The sequence below is a fragment of the Dysosmobacter sp. HCP28S3_G4 genome, assembly GCF_052065175.1.
Lineage (GTDB): Bacteria > Bacillota > Clostridia > Oscillospirales > Oscillospiraceae > Oscillibacter.
This window is the reverse complement of record NZ_JBQHUP010000001.1, coordinates 102,558-118,530: the sequence shown is the minus strand read 5'-3', so window position 1 is coordinate 118,530 and position 15,973 is coordinate 102,558. Positions and strand designations below refer to the sequence as shown.

At 64.3% G+C, this 15,973-nt stretch carries 18 protein-coding genes; all 18 read left to right on the top strand.

The window, feature by feature from the left end; translation table 11 throughout:
• Nucleotides 1–131 precede the first annotated feature (131 nt).
• The 18 genes from ACTNBU_RS00600 (at nt 132) to ACTNBU_RS00515 (ending at nt 15,970) form a co-directional block, all read left to right on the top strand.
• Complete coding sequence (locus tag ACTNBU_RS00600; protein WP_441029674.1) at nt 132–386, top strand: DUF3343 domain-containing protein; 255 nt, start codon at nt 132–134, stop codon at nt 384–386.
• Nucleotides 383–1,513 (top strand): aminotransferase class V-fold PLP-dependent enzyme, encoded by a 1,131-nt coding sequence (locus ACTNBU_RS00595; RefSeq protein WP_441029671.1) that lies wholly within the window; start codon nt 383–385, stop codon nt 1,511–1,513. Before ACTNBU_RS00600 ends, ACTNBU_RS00595 begins: the two co-directional genes overlap by 4 nt.
• A 186-nt stretch (nt 1,514–1,699) precedes the next feature.
• Complete coding sequence (gene cdaA, locus ACTNBU_RS00590; RefSeq protein ID WP_441029787.1) at nt 1,700–2,575, top strand: diadenylate cyclase CdaA; 876 nt, start codon at nt 1,700–1,702, stop codon at nt 2,573–2,575.
• Nucleotides 2,565–3,881: a CdaR family protein gene (locus tag ACTNBU_RS00585; protein ID WP_441029668.1), complete on the top strand. Its 1,317-nt coding sequence runs from the start codon at nt 2,565–2,567 to the stop codon at nt 3,879–3,881. Before cdaA ends, ACTNBU_RS00585 begins: the two co-directional genes overlap by 11 nt.
• Before the next feature lie 7 nt (nt 3,882–3,888).
• A complete protein-coding gene (locus ACTNBU_RS00580; protein ID WP_441029665.1) occupies nt 3,889–4,269 on the top strand; it encodes a SoxR reducing system RseC family protein in 381 nt (126 codons plus the stop codon).
• Nucleotides 4,270–4,305: 36 nt separating this feature from the next.
• On the top strand, nt 4,306–5,172 hold the full coding sequence (locus ACTNBU_RS00575) for a DUF5685 family protein (RefSeq protein ID WP_441029662.1): 867 nt from the start codon (nt 4,306–4,308) through the stop codon (nt 5,170–5,172).
• A complete protein-coding gene (locus ACTNBU_RS00570) occupies nt 5,169–5,828 on the top strand; it encodes a J domain-containing protein (protein WP_441029659.1) in 660 nt (219 codons plus the stop codon). Before ACTNBU_RS00575 ends, ACTNBU_RS00570 begins: the two co-directional genes overlap by 4 nt.
• 60 nt (nt 5,829–5,888) lie before the next feature.
• A complete protein-coding gene (locus ACTNBU_RS00565) occupies nt 5,889–6,770 on the top strand; it encodes a YicC/YloC family endoribonuclease (protein WP_441029656.1) in 882 nt (293 codons plus the stop codon).
• Between the two features lie 4 nt (nt 6,771–6,774).
• A complete protein-coding gene (locus tag ACTNBU_RS00560; RefSeq protein ID WP_441029653.1) occupies nt 6,775–7,029 on the top strand; it encodes a DUF370 domain-containing protein in 255 nt (84 codons plus the stop codon).
• Between the two features lie 5 nt (nt 7,030–7,034).
• Nucleotides 7,035–7,634, top strand: a complete 600-nt coding sequence (gmk, locus tag ACTNBU_RS00555; protein WP_441029650.1) for a guanylate kinase — start codon at nt 7,035–7,037, stop codon at nt 7,632–7,634.
• Nucleotides 7,635–7,804: 170 nt separating this feature from the next.
• Nucleotides 7,805–8,059: a DNA-directed RNA polymerase subunit omega gene (gene rpoZ / locus ACTNBU_RS00550; RefSeq protein ID WP_441029647.1), complete on the top strand. Its 255-nt coding sequence runs from the start codon at nt 7,805–7,807 to the stop codon at nt 8,057–8,059.
• Nucleotides 8,060–8,100: 41 nt separating this feature from the next.
• Nucleotides 8,101–10,566 (top strand): replication restart helicase PriA, encoded by a 2,466-nt coding sequence (gene priA, locus ACTNBU_RS00545; RefSeq protein WP_441029644.1) that lies wholly within the window; start codon nt 8,101–8,103, stop codon nt 10,564–10,566.
• Between the two features lie 18 nt (nt 10,567–10,584).
• The gene (gene def, locus ACTNBU_RS00540; protein WP_441029642.1) at nt 10,585–11,082 is read left to right on the top strand and encodes a peptide deformylase; all 498 of its coding nucleotides are present in this window, start codon (nt 10,585–10,587) and stop codon (nt 11,080–11,082) included.
• On the top strand, nt 11,079–11,996 hold the full coding sequence (gene fmt, locus ACTNBU_RS00535) for a methionyl-tRNA formyltransferase (protein WP_441029639.1): 918 nt from the start codon (nt 11,079–11,081) through the stop codon (nt 11,994–11,996). Before def ends, fmt begins: the two co-directional genes overlap by 4 nt.
• Before the next feature lie 25 nt (nt 11,997–12,021).
• The gene (locus ACTNBU_RS00530) at nt 12,022–12,777 is read left to right on the top strand and encodes a zinc metallopeptidase (protein ID WP_441029636.1); all 756 of its coding nucleotides are present in this window, start codon (nt 12,022–12,024) and stop codon (nt 12,775–12,777) included.
• A complete protein-coding gene (gene rsmB, locus ACTNBU_RS00525) occupies nt 12,774–14,108 on the top strand; it encodes a 16S rRNA (cytosine(967)-C(5))-methyltransferase RsmB (RefSeq protein ID WP_441029633.1) in 1,335 nt (444 codons plus the stop codon). The genes ACTNBU_RS00530 and rsmB overlap by 4 nt, the downstream gene beginning before the upstream one ends.
• Before the next feature lie 9 nt (nt 14,109–14,117).
• On the top strand, nt 14,118–15,158 hold the full coding sequence (rlmN, locus tag ACTNBU_RS00520) for a 23S rRNA (adenine(2503)-C(2))-methyltransferase RlmN (protein WP_441029630.1): 1,041 nt from the start codon (nt 14,118–14,120) through the stop codon (nt 15,156–15,158).
• A 71-nt stretch (nt 15,159–15,229) separates the two neighbouring features.
• Nucleotides 15,230–15,970, top strand: a complete 741-nt coding sequence (locus ACTNBU_RS00515; RefSeq protein ID WP_441029627.1) for a Stp1/IreP family PP2C-type Ser/Thr phosphatase — start codon at nt 15,230–15,232, stop codon at nt 15,968–15,970.
• Nucleotides 15,971–15,973: the final 3 nt, after the last annotated feature.

The window sequence follows — 15,973 nt, the reverse complement described above, 5'->3', positions numbered from 1 at the left end:
TGAAGATCAGAACCACCGGACCGGTGGTTCTGATTTTTTACGGCACGCCCCGTTCATATCCCGTTAAGGGGCCGCACTTACGGTCCCTTTCCCTCCGCTCCGCATAAGATGGGCAGAGAGGAGGAGTGTCTGTGGAACATTATTTGCTGATCGCACAGTCGGTGACGCTGGCCCAGCGGATGGAGCGGACGCTGAGCCGCGCCGGTATCCGCGGGGGCGTGCTCCGTACGCCGATGGAGCTGTCGGAGGGGAAGGGCTGCACCTACGCGGTACAGCTGGAGCCCTCCGCCCTGCGTGACGGGCTCAATGTGCTTTCCGGGGCGGGAGTTCGCCCTGTTCAGATATTTTACGCGGGACCCAACGGATATCGGGAGGTGGCGGTGTGATCTATCTGGACAGCGCTGCCACCAGCTTCCAGAAGCCCGCCTCGGTGGGGCGGGCCATGACCTGGGCCATGGGGGCGCTGAGCTCCCCCGGCCGGGGCGGCTATCAGGCGGCCATGCGGGCGGCGGACACGGCCCTGTCCTGCCGGACGGAACTGCAGGAGCTGTTTCACGTCCCGGAGCCGGAGCAGGTGGTCTTCACGCTGAATGCCACCCACGCCCTGAATATCGCCATCAAGAGCCTGGTGCCCCAGGGAGGCCGGGCGGTGATCTCCGGATATGAGCACAACGCTGTCACACGCCCCCTGAAGGCTCTGGGGGCGGAGGTCACCGTGGCCCGGGGGAGCCTGTTCCATCCCGACGAGGTGCTGGAGGCCTTTCAGAAGGCCGTAAAGCCGGGGGCGGACGCCGTGGTCTGCGCCCATGTGTCCAATGTGTTCGGCTTCGCCCAGCCTCTGGAGGGCATTGCCGCCATCTGCCAGGAGCAGGGCGTCCCCCTGATCGTGGACGCGTCCCAGTCGGCGGGGATCCTGCCGCTGGATCTCCAGGCTTTAGGGGCGGCCTTTCTGGCGATGCCCGGCCATAAGGGTCTGTACGGCCCCCAGGGCACCGGCGTTCTGATCTGCGGGACGGACGTCCCCGTCCATCCATTGCTGGAGGGCGGCACCGGCAGTCTCTCCCAGCAGCAGGAGATGCCGGACTTTCTGCCGGACCGTCTGGAGGCGGGGACACACAATATGCCCGGCATCGCCGGACTGCTGGAGGGCGTCCGGTTCGTCCGGAAACGGGGCGTTTCCAATATCTGCACCGCGGAGCGGCGTCTGGCCGCGCTGACAGCGGAGGGGCTGCGGCGTCTGCCGGACCTGGAGGTCTTCGCGGAGCCGGATCTGTACGCCCAGACCGGCGTGCTGTCCTTCCGGAGCCGCCGGATGGATACGGAGGCGCTGAGCTCCGCCCTGGCGGAGCGGGACATCGCCGTCCGGGCGGGGCTGCACTGCGCACCGCTGGCCCATGAGAGCGCCGGGACATTGAAGACCGGCACGGTGCGGCTCAGCTTTTCCGCCTTCAACACCCGGGAGGAGGTCTTCCGCCTGCTGGATGCTGTGAAGGCGATTACGAAGCCAAAATGAAGGCGGGTCGCCGCCTGTTTCCGGCGTCTGTGCTGTGCCTTGGTCCGGCTGGGAAACCTTCCCACCGGACCCCACAGCATGAAATATTGAATATACCGTGAATTTTGGTGGAGTTCACCTTGAAATTTCCCCGTACATTGAATATAATATGGATATTCATGGCCTGGAAGGGAAGATGATGTGAAAATGGTCTCTACGTGGCTTACATGGCTGCTCCGATACGTGCGGATGATCCGGATCACGGATTATCTGGACATGCTGATCCTGGCGGCGGTCATCTACAAACTGCTGACGCTGGTCAAATCCTCCCGCATCGCCAATCTGGTGAAGGGCGTGTTTTTCTTCCTGGCCGCGCTGTGGCTGTCCACGGTGCTGGAACTCCACTCCATCAGCTCCATCATGGGACTGCTGGTGAACTGGGGCGTTCTGGCACTCATCATCCTGTTCCAGCCGGAACTCCGGCGGATGCTGGAGGAGCTGGGCAGCCGGAAGTTCAACTTCCTGGGCCTGTTCTCCCGGGGCGAGACGCTGACCACCATGGAGCACACCATCGGACAGACGGTGGTGGCCTGTACGGAGATGTCCAAGTCCCGTACCGGCGCCCTCATCGTCTTCGAGCGGGAGATCCTGCTGGACGACATGGTCCGCAGCGGCACGGTGCTGGACGCCGCGGTGTCCGGCGAGCTGCTGAAGAATATCTTTTTCGTCAAGGCGCCCATGCATGACGGCGCGGTCATCATCCGCCATGGGCGGCTGCTGGGTGCCGGCTGCATGCTGCCCCTCAGCAAAAATGTGAATCTCTCCCGGGACTTGGGCATGCGCCACCGGGCCGGCATCGGTATGAGCGAGAACTCCGACGCCGTGGTGGTCATCGTGTCCGAGGAGACCGGTTCCATCTCCGTGGCCATCGGCGGTATGCTGAAGCGCCACCTGATGCCGGAGACCCTGGAAAACCTGCTCCGTAACGAACTGCTGCCCCAGGAGCCCCAGGAGCAGGACAAGCGCCGGTTCAGCCTCCCCGGCTGGCTCCGTTCCAGAAAGGAGGACGGCGATGAGAAATAATCAAGGCGATAAGGCCAACGCGCTGTATATCCTGATCTCCATCCTGGTGGCCATTGCCATCTGGATCTATGTGGACAGCTCCGGCAACGGCGGCAGCGCCTATGAGACTACGGTCTCCGTTGAGAACATCCCCGTGGAGTTCTACGGAGAGGACACCTATCTGGCGGACAAGGGCCTCATGCTGCTGGACGATACGGAGAGCACCGTCAGCGTGGAGGTCTCCGGCTCCAAGACGGCCCTGATGAAGCTGGATGTCTCCGCCATCCGGGTCCGGGCCGACGTGTCGGACATCACCTCCACCGGCACCCAGAGCATCAGCTGGCGGGTGATCTTCCCCACCAGCTTCGACAGTAGCAATGTGTCCTATAAACCCAAGAAGCCCAGCACCTACGCCGTCAGCGTCAATGTGGGCGAGCTGTACCGCAAGAGTGTGGACGTCCGCTGCGACATTCAGGGTGCCGTGGCGGAGGGCTATATCGCCGGCGAGGTCCAGTGCCAGCCCAACGTACTGGAGCTGCGTGGCCAGCAGGCGGAAGTGGAGAAGATCAGCTACGCCAAGGTGGTCCTCCCCATTGACAACATCAAGGAGACCACCACCCAGACCCTGACCTACAAGCTGTACGACGAGAATGACCGGGAGGTGGACAGCGTCAACGTCCACCCGGTGACGGACCGGATCCAGGTGGTCCTGCCGGTGAACGTCATCAAGGAGCTGCCGCTGGTCATCAACTTCGTGGAGGCCCCCGGCTCCAGAGTAGCGAACCTGGATTACACCATCGAGCCCCTGTCCGTCACGGTCTCCGGCGACGCCGCCCTCCTGCGGGACGTGGATTCCATTGTGCTGGAGGAGAGCTTTGACCTGGAGTCCTTCAGCGGCGAGGCCACGTACAACTATCAGATCACCCTGCCCGACGGCTGCGAGAATCTCAGCGGTGTCACCCGGGCCACGCTGAAGATCCGCTATAAAGACCTGGTGACCGCCACGGTGACCACCAGCCGTATTGAGTATGAGAACGCGCCGGAGGGAAAGACCGTCACGGTACTGACCTCCGATCTGCCGGTGACGCTGCGGGGCACCTCCGCTGATGTGAACGCCGTGACGCCGGAGGACGTGATCCTGCTGGCAGACCTGCGGGACGTCAGCTCCGCCAGCGGCAGCTACACTGTTCCGGTGGAGGTCCGGGTGGACACCAACGGCGACGTCGGCGTGGTAGGCACCTATCAGATCCGGATCACCATCAGCGATATCGTCGAGGACGAAGAACCAGGTATTGGAGACGAAAATGACACAGATAGCAACGGTTGAGAGAATTTTGGACGATACCCACGCGGAGATCTCGGTCCCCCGGAAGTCCGCCTGCGGGCATGACTGCGAGGAGTGCGCCGGCTGCGGCGTCTCCGGCGCGGCCGTTCACGCCAGAGCTGCCAACCCTATCGGCGCGGAGCCGGGGCAGAAGGTCGTGGTGCAGAGCGACAGCAAGAATATGATGGCCATTGTGGTTCTGGTGTACCTGATCCCCGTGGTGCTGTTTCTGGTGGGATACGTGATCCCAGCCCTGCTGGGAGCGCCCACCGCCGTCCAGTACGGCCTGGCCGCCGCGGGCTTCTGCCTGGGTATCGCATGCGCCATTCTCTACGACCGGCGGCTGCGGGACAGAGGCGGCCTGCGCTTCACCATTGTGCGGCTGTTCTGAGCCGTGTTCGGATATGTGCGCCCCCCGTTGGGGCAATTGCCGGAGGAGGAACAGGCCCGGTTCCGGGCCGTCTACTGCGGACTGTGCCGCACCCTGGGAAAGCGGTACGGCCTGGCCGCCCGGTTCATCCTCAACTATGATTTCACCTTTCTGGCCATTCTGTTGTCGGATGGGCAGGAGCGGGAGGCTCCGTGCGTCCGGTGTCCGGCCCATCCGCTGAAAAAGCGGGCCTGCTGCCCGCCGGACGGCGCCATGGAGCTGGCGGCGGACGAGAGCGTCATCCTGGCCTACTGGCAGCTGCGGGACGGCGTGGCGGATCACGACTGGCTCCATGGCCTGAAATACCGGAGCGCGTCCAAGGTGCTGGAACCCGCTTACCGCAAGGCCGCGGCGGCCCGTCCCGCCTTTGACGAGAGCACCCGCCGGCAGCTGCGGCAGCTGTCGGAGTTGGAGACGGAGGACTGTGCCTCCATGGACCGGGCGGCGGACGCCTTTGCCGCCCTGCTGGCAGGCGCCGCCAAAGAGGTGGACGACCCCGTCCGACAGAGGGTGCTGGAGCAGCTTTTGTACCATCTGGGCCGGTGGATCTATCTGGTGGATGCAGCAGACGATCTGAAAAAGGACGCCAGATCCGGAAATTACAATCCGGTGGCCCTGCGCTACGGCCTGAAGGACGGGGCCTGGACGCCGGAGAGCCGCCACGACTTCGCCCAGACGCTGGACCACTCCATCCACATGATGGCCACGGCCTTCGAGCTGTGGGATTTCGGGTGCTGGCGCACCATATTGGAGAGCACGTTTTATACTGGCCTGTTCTATGTGGGCGGGGCGGTGCTGGACGGCACATTTCAGACGGCTGTCCGCAATAGAAAGAAACGCAAGAATGTAGAGGATGCCACATGAATGATCCCTATCAGGTCTTGGGCGTTCCCGAGACGGCAACAGACGCAGAAGTGAAAAAGGCATATCTGAATCTGGCGCGGAAGTACCATCCGGATAACTACCACGACAATCCGCTGGCGGACCTGGCCCAGGAGAAGATGAAGGAGATCAACGCCGCCTACGAGGAGATCAACAAGCGGCGGAGCGGCCGGGGAAGTGCCGGCGGCGCCGGAGGCTCCGCCTACGGCTACGGATATGGCGGCTCCTCCTATCAGGGAGGGACGTCCTACCGGCAGGGCTACGGCGGCTATCAGCAGGGGTACGGACGGTCCTCGTCCTCCTCGGTCCTTCAGCAGGTGCGGATGGCCATCAACTCCGGAGACCTGAGCAGGGCGGAGGCGCTGCTGGCCAACTACACGGACCACAACGCCGAGTGGAATTTCCTGCGGGGGGCCGTGTGCTACCGGCGTGGCTGGATGGACGAGGCGAAGCGGTACTATCAGACCGCCTGCCAGATGGAGCCCGGCAACGCCGAGTACCGTCAGGCGCTGGACTATATGGAGAGCGGCGCCTCCGGCGCCTACCGGCCCAGCGGAAGTCCCTTCGGCACGGAGGTCTGCGCCGCCAACAGCATGTGCCTGCCGCTATGGTGCTGCGTACTGCCGCTGTGCTGCTGAGTTTTTAAGCGGACGGGCGGGGAGATGCTTCGCTGGTCCGATTCGAGGGAGGAGAAAAGATTGATTAAAAGTATGACCGGCTATGGCCGGGCGAGGGAGACGCTGAACAAGCGGGATATCACGGTGGAAGTCCGGTCCGTCAACAACCGGTATCTGGACTGCTCGGTGAAGATGCCCCGGATGTATTCCTTCGCGGAGGACAGCGTCAAGTCCTGTGTGCAGAAGGCCGTGTCCCGGGGAAAGGTGGACGTGTTCATCACCGTCGACGCCTCCGCCGCCGACGTGGCCAAGGTGAATGTGAACCGGGAACTGGCCGCCAGCTACGCCGCCGCGCTGAAGGAGCTGTCAGAGGTCTGCGGCACCGCGGACTATCAGGCGACGCCGGAGACGCTGTCCCGGTTCCCGGACGTCCTCACCGTCACCAAGGAGGACGAGGATCTGGAGACCGTCAGCGCCGATCTGTGCCGGGTATTGGATGAGGCGCTGGCGGCGTATAATCAGATGAGAGCCGTGGAGGGCGAAAAGCTGGCCCAGGACATCGGCGGCCGTCTCACCACCATCGAGACCCTAACGGGCGAGGTGGAGAAGCGCTCTCCGGAGACTGTGGCGGAGTACCGCAAAAAGCTCACCGCCCGGATGGAGGAGGTCCTCCAGTCCACCACCATCGACGAGCAGCGCATCCTGACGGAGGCCGCCATTTTCGCCGACAAGGTGGCCGTGGACGAGGAGACGGTGCGCCTGCGCAGCCATGTGGCCCAGCTCCGTGGGATGCTGGAGTCCGACCAGCCCATGGGCCGGAAGATGGACTTCCTGATCCAGGAGGTCAACCGGGAGTCCAACACCATCGGCTCCAAGTGCTGCGACGTAGCCATTGCCCAGGTGGTGGTGAACCTGAAAGCGGAGGTCGAGAAGATCCGCGAGCAGGTCCAGAACGTCGAGTGACGCCATGAAGCTCATCAACATCGGATTCGGCAATCTGGTGTCGGAGGAGCGCCTGTTGGCGGTGGTCAGCCCGGATTCCGCGCCCATCAAGCGGCTGGTGCAGGAGTCCCGGGAGCGGGGCATGCTCATCGACGCCACCTATGGCCGCAAGACCGCGGCCATCCTCATTATGGACAGCGACCACGTCGTTCTGTCGGCCCTAACGCCGGAAAAGCTGGCGGCCCGGTTTCAGACAGACGGCACAGAGGAGGAACACTGAACGATATGCGAAAAGGAAAGACCTTTATCATCTCCGGTCCGTCCGGAGTGGGAAAGAGCACGGTGCTGAAGGCCCTGCTGGAAAAACGGAGCGACGTCTACTTCTCCGTCTCCGCCACCACCCGCTCTCCCCGTCCCGGCGAGGAGGACGGTGTCCACTATCACTTTATGGACGCCAACAGCTTCCGCCAGCGGATCGCCGCGGACGAATTCCTGGAGTACGCGGAGTACGTGGGCAATTTCTACGGCACCCCCAAGAAGTATGTGGATGAGGCCATGGAGCAGGGGAAGGACGTCATTCTGGACATCGAGGTCCAGGGCGCCATCCAGGTGTGCAGCAAGCGACCAGAGGCGGTCCGCATCTTCATCGCTCCGCCCTCCTGGGAGGAACTGGAGCGGCGGCTCACGGAGCGGGGCACCGACAGTCCGGAGAAGGTCCAGAAGCGGCTGCTCCGGGCCAAAGTGGAGTTCCAGACGGCCCACACCTACGACTACTTTGTCATCAACGACACGGTGGAGGAGGCTGTGGCGGAGCTGGATGCTATCATGACGGCGGAGCACTGCAAGCCCGCCGAGCGCATCGACATCATCAACGGTAATCCGTAATTTTTCATCAGCGCAATACGCGCAAGGAGGTTTCCGTGTGTAGGCACACGGAAACGGGAAATGCCCGGCCGCTCGCCGCTGCGCGGCAACCGCGGCCGATGGCGAAGAACCTCCTTGCGCCGGTCCCAGTCATTTTTTCATCAGCGCGAAATGCGCAAGGAGGTTCTTATATGTCCAGCATTCCGAATGAGAAAAAGGGTATGATCTATCCCGCCATGAGCAAGCTCAACGCCCGCATCCCCAACCGCTATATGCTGGTGGATGTGGTGGCCCGCCGGGCCCGCCAGATTGCCGACGAGGCCGAGGAGATCGGCGAGCATCTGGATGAGAAGCCCGTCACCCTGGCCATCGACGAGGTGGCGCTGGGAAAGATCGACGCCACCGGCATGGATCTGACCATTGAGGAGGACCGGGGCAACGTGTGACCGTTTCCCGGAAGACTGCCTGAACAAAGGGGGAGCCTTGCATGGAACGCGCCGTGATCGCCAAGGTGGCGGTAGCCGCCGCCCCCTATTCTATCGACAAGCCCTATGATTACCTCATCCCGGAGCCGCTGCTGGAGACAGTGCGGCCCGGTGTCCGGGTCACCGTTCCCTTCGGACGCGGCAATCGCGGCTCGGAGGGAATCGTTCTGACACGGGAGGATGGGGAGAAGACTCCAGGAGTGAAGGCCATTGCCGCCGCGCTGGACAGCGAGCCGGTGCTGGACGGCGAGGGCATCGCCCTGGCGCTGTTCCTGCGCCAGCGGTATTTCTGCACCATGTACGAGGCGGCGCGGACCATCCTGCCGGCGGGACTGTGGTATCAGGTCCGGGAGGTCTGGCGTCTGGCGGAGGGGCTGGACCGGGCGCAGGCGGAGGAGCTGGCGGGAAACGTCAGAGGCGCCCCCGGCGTTCTGGATGTCCTGCTTGCCAGCGGCGGCAGCGCGGAGCTGAAGACGCTGAAGGCCGCCTGCGGTGACGGCATCGGCGAGACCCTACGGGCATTGTGCAGGAAAAAAGTGCTGGTCCTGGAGACGGAGACCAGCCGGAAGATCAACGACAAGCTCCGCCGGATGGCGGAGCTGACGGTGGACGCCGAGGACGCCCTGGACGAGGCGGAGCGAAAGAAGCGGTCCGCCCCTGTCCGCAGCGAAGTTCTGCGGCTGCTGGCCTCCACGGGCCGGGTAGCTGTCAGAGATCTGTGCTATTTCACCGGCGCCACCCTCCGGACATTGAAGTCGCTGGAAAAAGCGGGCTTCGTGACGCTCTCCCAGGAGGAGGAGTTGCGGGTCCCGGAGCCGAAGACCGTGCCGGTGGGGTCGCCCATCGTGCTGAATCCGGAGCAGGAGGCGGCGTTCCGTCGCGTCAGGACGCTGACGGAGGAGAAAAGAGCGGCGGCGGTGCTGCTCCAGGGCGTCACCGGCTCCGGCAAGACGGAGGTCTACATCCGTCTGGTGCAGGAGGTGCTGTGCCAGGGACGGCGGGCCATCGTCCTGGTGCCGGAGATCGTGCTGACGCCCCAGATGATGCGGAAGTTCACCTCCTATTTCGGCGCCCGGGTGGTGATGCTCCACAGCGGACTGTGCCTGTCGGAGCGGTACGACCAGTGGAAGCGCATCCGCAGGGGAGAGGTGGACGTGGTGCTGGGCACCCGGTCCGCCGTGTTTGCCCCGCTGAAGGATCTGGGCATCATTATCATGGACGAGGAGCAGGAGAGCAGCTACCAGTCGGAAAATCCGCCCCGGTATCACGCCCGGGACGTGGCGAAATTCCGCTGCGCCCAGAGCGGCGCCGTGCTGCTGCTGGGCTCCGCCACTCCCGCCGTGGAGAGCGCCTGGGCCGCCCGGGAGGGCATTTATCACCAGGAACTGCTCCGGCGGCGCTACAATGAAAAGGCCCTGCCCCAGGTCACCATCGCCGACATGCGACGGGAGATCCGGAACGGCAACGCCGGAGCCGTCAGCGAGATCCTGCGGCAGGAGCTGGAGCGGAATCTGGCGGTGGGAGAGCAGAGCATCCTGTTTCTGAACCGCCGGGGAAACAGCCGGATGCTGCTGTGCGGCGAGTGCGGAAGGGTGCCGGAGTGTCCCCGGTGCAGCGTGCCCTTGACCTATCACTCCGCCAACGGGCGGCTGATGTGCCACTACTGTGGCCACTCGGAGCGGGCCTATGACATCTGTCCCGACTGCGGCGGCCGGATGAAGCATGTCGGAACCGGAACCCAGAAGGTAGAGGAGGAGCTGCACACCCTGTTTCCGGACGCCGGAGTCCTGCGGATGGACGCCGACACCGCCGGAGGCGGGCACGAAAAGCTGCTGCGCAGGTTCGCAGAGGAGAAGATCCCCATTCTGCTGGGGACCCAGATGGTGGCCAAGGGCCTGGACTTTGAGAATGTGACGCTGGTGGGCGTTCTGTCCGCCGATCTGTCCCTGTACGTGGACAACTACCGGGCCGCGGAGCGGACCTTCAGTCTGCTGACCCAGGTGGTGGGCCGGGCGGGCCGCGGCTCCAAAACGGGCCGGGCCGTGATCCAGACCTATACGCCGGGCAACGACGTCATCCGGGCCGCCGCGGACCAGGATTACGACCGGTTTTACGACAGCGAGATCCGTCTGCGGCGGATCCGCCGGTATCCGCCCTTTGCGGACTTATTCACCTTTACTGTCTCCGGCACCGACGAGGGCGCGGTGCTGCGGAGCGCCGTTTGGCTTCGGGAGGAGCTGCATCGACTGGCGTCGTCGCCGGAGATGGCGGAGAGCCAGCCGGAGGTGCTTGGTCCCACCCCGGCGCCGGTGGTGAAGGTCAATAACCGTTACCGCTACCGGGTCACGCTGGTGGGCCGGAACGACAGGGCCACCCGGGAACGGACGGCCTGGCTGCTGAAGGCTTTCGCGTCCCGCCGGGAACACCGCGGACTCAGCGTTTTCGCAGACTGCAATGCGATGGAATGATATGAGGAGGAGTCAAACATGGCTTTGAGAAAGATCGTAAAAGTAGGCGACGAGTGCCTGAATAAGAAGTGCCGTCCGGTGACGGAGTTCAACGACCGTCTCCACGCGCTGCTGGACGATATGCAGGAGACCCTGACGGACGCCGCCGGCGCCGGCCTGGCCGCGCCCCAGGTGGGCGTGCTGCGCCGCATCTGCATCGTGCTGGACGAGCGGGATGACTCCTTCATGGAGCTCATCAACCCGGAGATCGTCGGCGAGAGCGGCGAGCAGACCGGCGTGGAGGGCTGCCTCAGCGTCCCCGGCAAGTGGGGCATCGTCACCCGGCCCAACGTGGTGAAGGTCCGTGCCCAGGACCGGGACGGCAACTGGTTCGAGGTGGAGCGGGAGGGCCTGACGGCCCGCGCCTTCTGCCACGAGATCGAGCATCTGGACGGACATCTGTTCGTGGAGCATGTGGACCACTTCCTCACCGACGAGGAGCTGGAGACGTATATGGAGGGCGGAGAGGACGAATGAGGATCCTGTTTATGGGCACCCCGGACTTTGCGGCGGTGTCCCTGGAGCGTCTTATCGCCGACGGACATGAGATCTGCGGCGTGTTCACCCAGCCGGATAAGCCCCGCAACCGGAACAAAGTCACCTTCTCCCCGGTGAAGGAGTGCGCCCTGGCCCATGACCTCCCGGTGTATCAGCCCGTCACCCTGAAGGACGGCACGGCTCTGGAGACCGTGCGGCAGTTGGCGCCGGAGCTGATCGTGGTGGTGGCCTACGGCCGCATCCTGCCGGAGGATCTGCTGAAGATCCCCACCTACGGCTCCGTCAACGTCCACGCCTCGCTGCTGCCCAAGTACCGGGGCGCGGCCCCCATCAACCGGGCCATTCTGGACGGAGAGACGGAGACTGGCGTGTCCATCATGTACCTGGTGAAGGAGTTGGACGCCGGTGACGTGCTGCGGGTGGCGAAGACCCCCATCGGGCCGGAGGAGACCGCCCCGGAGCTGTGGGACCGTCTGGCGGCCCTGGGCTCCCAGGCGCTGTCGGAGACCATTCCCACCCTGGCGGACGGCACCGCCGTGGCCACGCCCCAGGACGGGACGAAGGCCACCTACGCGGCCATGCTGTCCCGGGAGCTTTCGCCGGTGGACTGGACCCGGCCTGCCCACGCCGTCAGCTGCCAGGTGCGGGGCCTGCTGCCCTGGCCCTGCGCGTCCACCGACGTCATCAACGGCGAGCCCATGAAGCTGTACGCCGTGAAGGAGACGGAGGAGACCACCTCCGCCGCTCCCGGCGCCATCGTGGCGGCGGGAAAGCAGGGCATCGACATCGCCTGCGGCGACGGGAAGCTCCTCCGTGTGACGGAGCTTCAGGCCCAGGGCGGAAAGCGGATGGCCGCCGGGGCCTATCTGCTGGGCCATCCCATCCGCAAATGAGATTTTTTCTGAATCGAGGAGACCTATGCCTTACTATTATGGTTATGGTTACGGATACGGCGGATACGGCGATTTTCTGGCCAACAACATCTACTGTCTGCTGCTGATCCCCATTCTGCTGCTGTCCCTCTGGGCACAGATGCGGGTGTCCGGCAATTTCCGGCGGTATAGTGCCGTCAACAACCGGCGGCGTCTCACCGGCGCTCAGGCGGCGGAGGCGGTGCTGCGGGCCCACGGCGTCTACGATGTGGGCATCCGGCCCTGCCGGGGTGAGCTGACGGACCACTACGACCCCAGGGACAACACCATCTATCTGTCGGAGAGCGTGTACAATGCCCCTACCATCGCGGCGGTGGGCGTCGCTTGCCATGAGGCGGGCCACGCCGTCCAGTACGCGAAGAACTACGCGCCGGTGCGCATCCGCAGCGCAATCGTTCCCGCCACGCAGATCGGCTCCAAGCTGTCGTTCCTGCTGTTCATCGTGGGAACGCTGCTGTACAGCCAGACCCTGTTCTTTATCGGCATTCTGCTGTTCTCCCTGACCACCCTGTTTCAGCTGGTGACGCTGCCGGTGGAGTTCAACGCCTCTCACCGGGCGTTGGAGACCATCGAGGGCTGCCAGTTGCTGGACGACGATGAGATCGGCGGCGCCCGGAAGGTGCTGTCGGCGGCGGCGCTGACCTACGTGGCGGCGCTGCTGATGTCCGCCCTGCAGCTGCTGCGGTTCGTACTGATTTTCCTGGGCCGGGGCGGAAACCGCCGGAACGGAGGCGGCAGATGACGGCCGCCGGTAATGCCCGTTCCACGGCCCTCAGCGTCCTGCGGGCCATGGATCGCAGCGGCGCATGGGCCGACGCGGCGCTGAAGGCCCAGCTCCGTCGGGACAGTCTGTCCCCTCAGGATGCGGCCTTGGCCACCCAGCTGGTGTACGGCGTCCAGCAGAACCGGATGCTGCTGGACTTCTGGATCGCCGTCTACTGCTCCCAGAAGCCGGACCATCTGCAGGTGCCCCTGCTGGACATTCTGCGGCTGGGCGTTTACCAGATCGTGTTTCTGGATAAAATTCCCGATAGCGCCGCCGTCAACGAGTCCGTGAAGCTGACGAAGCTGTCCGGCCGGGCGCAGGCGTCGGGACTGGTGAACGCCGTCCTGCGGAAGATCGTGCAGAACAAGGAAAATCTGCCAAAACCGGACAGCAGAAATCCTGTGCAGTATTTATCCTTGACATACTCCCATCCCCGCTGGTTGGTGAAGCGGCTGGTCGCTCTGCTGGGCGCGGAGGAGGCGGAGCGGTTCCTGAAGGCCGACAATGCCCCGGCGCCCATGACGGTCCAGGTGAATCCCCTAAAGACCACGGCGGAGGACCTGACGGCGGAGCTGGAGAGCGCAGGCGTCGCCGTCTCCCGCCACCCCTGGGTCCCCGGCTGTCTGGAGCTGTCCGGCACAGGGGATCTGACGGCGCTGGCATCCTTCCGGGAGGGAAAATTCCTGGTACAGGACGGCGCCGCCCATCTGGTAACGCTGGCCGCCGGGCCGAAGGCCGGCGACCGGGTGCTGGACGTCTGCGCCGCCCCCGGCGGGAAGTCCTTTTCTGCCGCCATGGCCATGGGGGACAACGGCTCCGTCCTGGCCTGCGACCTCCATGAAAACAAGTTGAAGCGGGTCCGGGAGGGCGCAGCCCGGCTGGGCCTGGCCTCCGTGGACACCGCCGCCGCGGACGGACGGCAGTTCCGTCCGGAGTGGGAGAGCGCCTTTGACCTGGTGCTGGTGGATGCCCCCTGTTCGGGCCTGGGCATCATCCGGAAGAAGCCGGAGATCCGGTACAAAAAGCCGGACGAGCTGCTGACGCTCCCGGTGATCCAGACGGCCATTCTGGACAACGCCGCCCGGTATGTCCGGCCCGGCGGGACGCTGGTCTATTCCACCTGCACCATCCTGCCGGAGGAGAACGAACAGGTGACGGACGTCTTCCTGGCGGAGCATCCCGGCTTTGCCCGGGAGCCGTTTACCCTGCCGCAGCCGGTGGGGGAGACGGAGGGACAGATCACCTTCTGGCCCCAACGCCATGATGTGGATGGCTTTTATATCTGCCGGATGCGGCGGAATGAGTGATAGAACGATATGACTGATTTAAAATCCATGACATTGGAGGAGCTGACCGCCGCCCTGAAGGAACTGGGCGAGCCGGCCTTCCGGGGAAAGCAGGTCTTCACCTGGCTCCACCGGGGCGTGTCCTCCTATGACGAGATGACGAACCTCTCTAAAGCCCTGCGGGAAAAGCTGTCCGGGGCGTATCCGCTGACGGTGCCGAAGGTGGCCCGGAAGCAGGTCTCGAAGCTGGACGGCACCATCAAATACCTCTGGGAGCTGGCGGACGGCAACTGCGTGGAGTCCGTGCTGATGCAGTATCACCACGGCAACACGGTGTGCATCTCCTCCCAGGTGGGCTGCCGGATGGGCTGCGCCTTCTGCGCCTCCACCATCGCCGGACGGGTCCGGGACCTGACGCCCTCGGAGATGCTGGACCAGGTGATCTTCACCCAAAAGGACTCCGGGCTGGAGATCTCCAACATCGTCCTCATGGGCATCGGAGAGCCCATGGACAATCTGGACACGGTGCTGCGGTTCCTGGAGCTGGTGAACCACCCCGACGGGCTGAACATCGGGATGCGGCACATCTCCCTGTCCACCTGCGGCGTCATCCCCGGCATCGACCGGCTGGCGGAGCTGGGATTGCAGCTGACGCTGTCCGTGTCCCTCCACGCGCCGGACAGCGAGACCCGTTCGAAGATCATGCCCGTGAACCGGGCCTACGACGTGGACAGGCTGTTCGACGCCTGCCACCGCTATTTCGAGAAGACGGGCCGCCGCATCTCCTTTGAGTACGCCGTGATTGACGGCGTCAACGACAATGACTGGCAGGCGGACCTGATTGCCAAAAAGCTGCGGGGGATGCCGGGCCATGTGAACCTGATCCCCCTGAACGACGTGGTGGAGAGCCCCTTCAAGCCGTCGAAGCGCATCGCGGCGTTTCAAAAGCGGCTGGAGTCCCACGGCCTCACCGCCACGGTCCGTCGGAGCCTGGGCGGCGATATCGACGCCTCCTGCGGCCAGCTGCGGCGGAAGGCCATGCTGGAGGAGCAGCCGCAAAGCGATCATTGAACGGGATTTGGAAAGGTCCTTTGCAGGAAAAGCATAGCTTTTTCCTGCGCCTATGGAAGGAGTGATGCCCTGTGAAAGTCTGGGGAATAACTGACATCGGCCTGGTCCGGAAGGACAATCAGGACGCTTATGGAATCGAGGAGCGGACGGAGTGCGGCAAGACCGTCTGCGTCGTCTGCGACGGCATGGGCGGCGCCGCCGGCGGAAAGCTGGCCAGCACCATCGCGGTAGGTACCTATCTGCGGGAGCTGAAAGCCATCCTGACGCCGGAGATGACGCCGGAGCAGCTGCGGGAGGCGTCGTCCTACGCGGTGTCCCTGGCCAACAGGGCCATCCGGGAGGAGGCGGCCCGCAGCGAGAGCTGCAAAAATATGGGCACCACGCTGGTGGCCGCCGTGTCCTGCGGCGATCATGTGGTGGTGGTCAGCAACGTGGGCGACAGCCGCGCCTACCGCATCACGGCCGACGGCATCACCCGCATCACCAAGGATCACTCCCTGGTGGAGAGCATGGTGGACCGGGGAGACATCACTGAGGAGGAGGCCCGCCGCCATCCCAACCGGAATCTCATCACCCGGGCCCTGGGTCCGGACGCCAACCCCATCTGCGACGGGTACATAACCCCGCTGCTGCCGGGAGAGGCCATCCTGCTGTGCACCGACGGTCTGGTGGACACGGTGACGGACCAGGAGATGCTCTTTGAGGTCCTCCACGGTGACAGCATGGACACCTGCCTCCAGCGGCTGATGGACATCTCCAAGAGCCGCGGCGCGCCGGACAATGTGACCGCCGTGCTGATGCGCCAGGAATAAGGG

Coding starts and splice junctions, on each gene's coding strand:
- cdaA (WP_441029787.1), top strand. CDS start 1,700: ATGGTCTCTACGTGGCTTACATGGCTGCTCCGATACGTGCGGATGATC.
- ACTNBU_RS00585 (WP_441029668.1), top strand. CDS start 2,565: ATGAGAAATAATCAAGGCGATAAGGCCAACGCGCTGTATATCCTGATC.
- ACTNBU_RS00570 (WP_441029659.1), top strand. CDS start 5,169: ATGAATGATCCCTATCAGGTCTTGGGCGTTCCCGAGACGGCAACAGAC.
- ACTNBU_RS00560 (WP_441029653.1), top strand. CDS start 6,775: ATGAAGCTCATCAACATCGGATTCGGCAATCTGGTGTCGGAGGAGCGC.
- gmk (WP_441029650.1), top strand. CDS start 7,035: ATGCGAAAAGGAAAGACCTTTATCATCTCCGGTCCGTCCGGAGTGGGA.
- rpoZ (WP_441029647.1), top strand. CDS start 7,805: ATGTCCAGCATTCCGAATGAGAAAAAGGGTATGATCTATCCCGCCATG.
- priA (WP_441029644.1), top strand. CDS start 8,101: ATGGAACGCGCCGTGATCGCCAAGGTGGCGGTAGCCGCCGCCCCCTAT.
- def (WP_441029642.1), top strand. CDS start 10,585: ATGGCTTTGAGAAAGATCGTAAAAGTAGGCGACGAGTGCCTGAATAAG.
- fmt (WP_441029639.1), top strand. CDS start 11,079: ATGAGGATCCTGTTTATGGGCACCCCGGACTTTGCGGCGGTGTCCCTG.
- ACTNBU_RS00530 (WP_441029636.1), top strand. CDS start 12,022: ATGCCTTACTATTATGGTTATGGTTACGGATACGGCGGATACGGCGAT.
- rsmB (WP_441029633.1), top strand. CDS start 12,774: ATGACGGCCGCCGGTAATGCCCGTTCCACGGCCCTCAGCGTCCTGCGG.
- rlmN (WP_441029630.1), top strand. CDS start 14,118: ATGACTGATTTAAAATCCATGACATTGGAGGAGCTGACCGCCGCCCTG.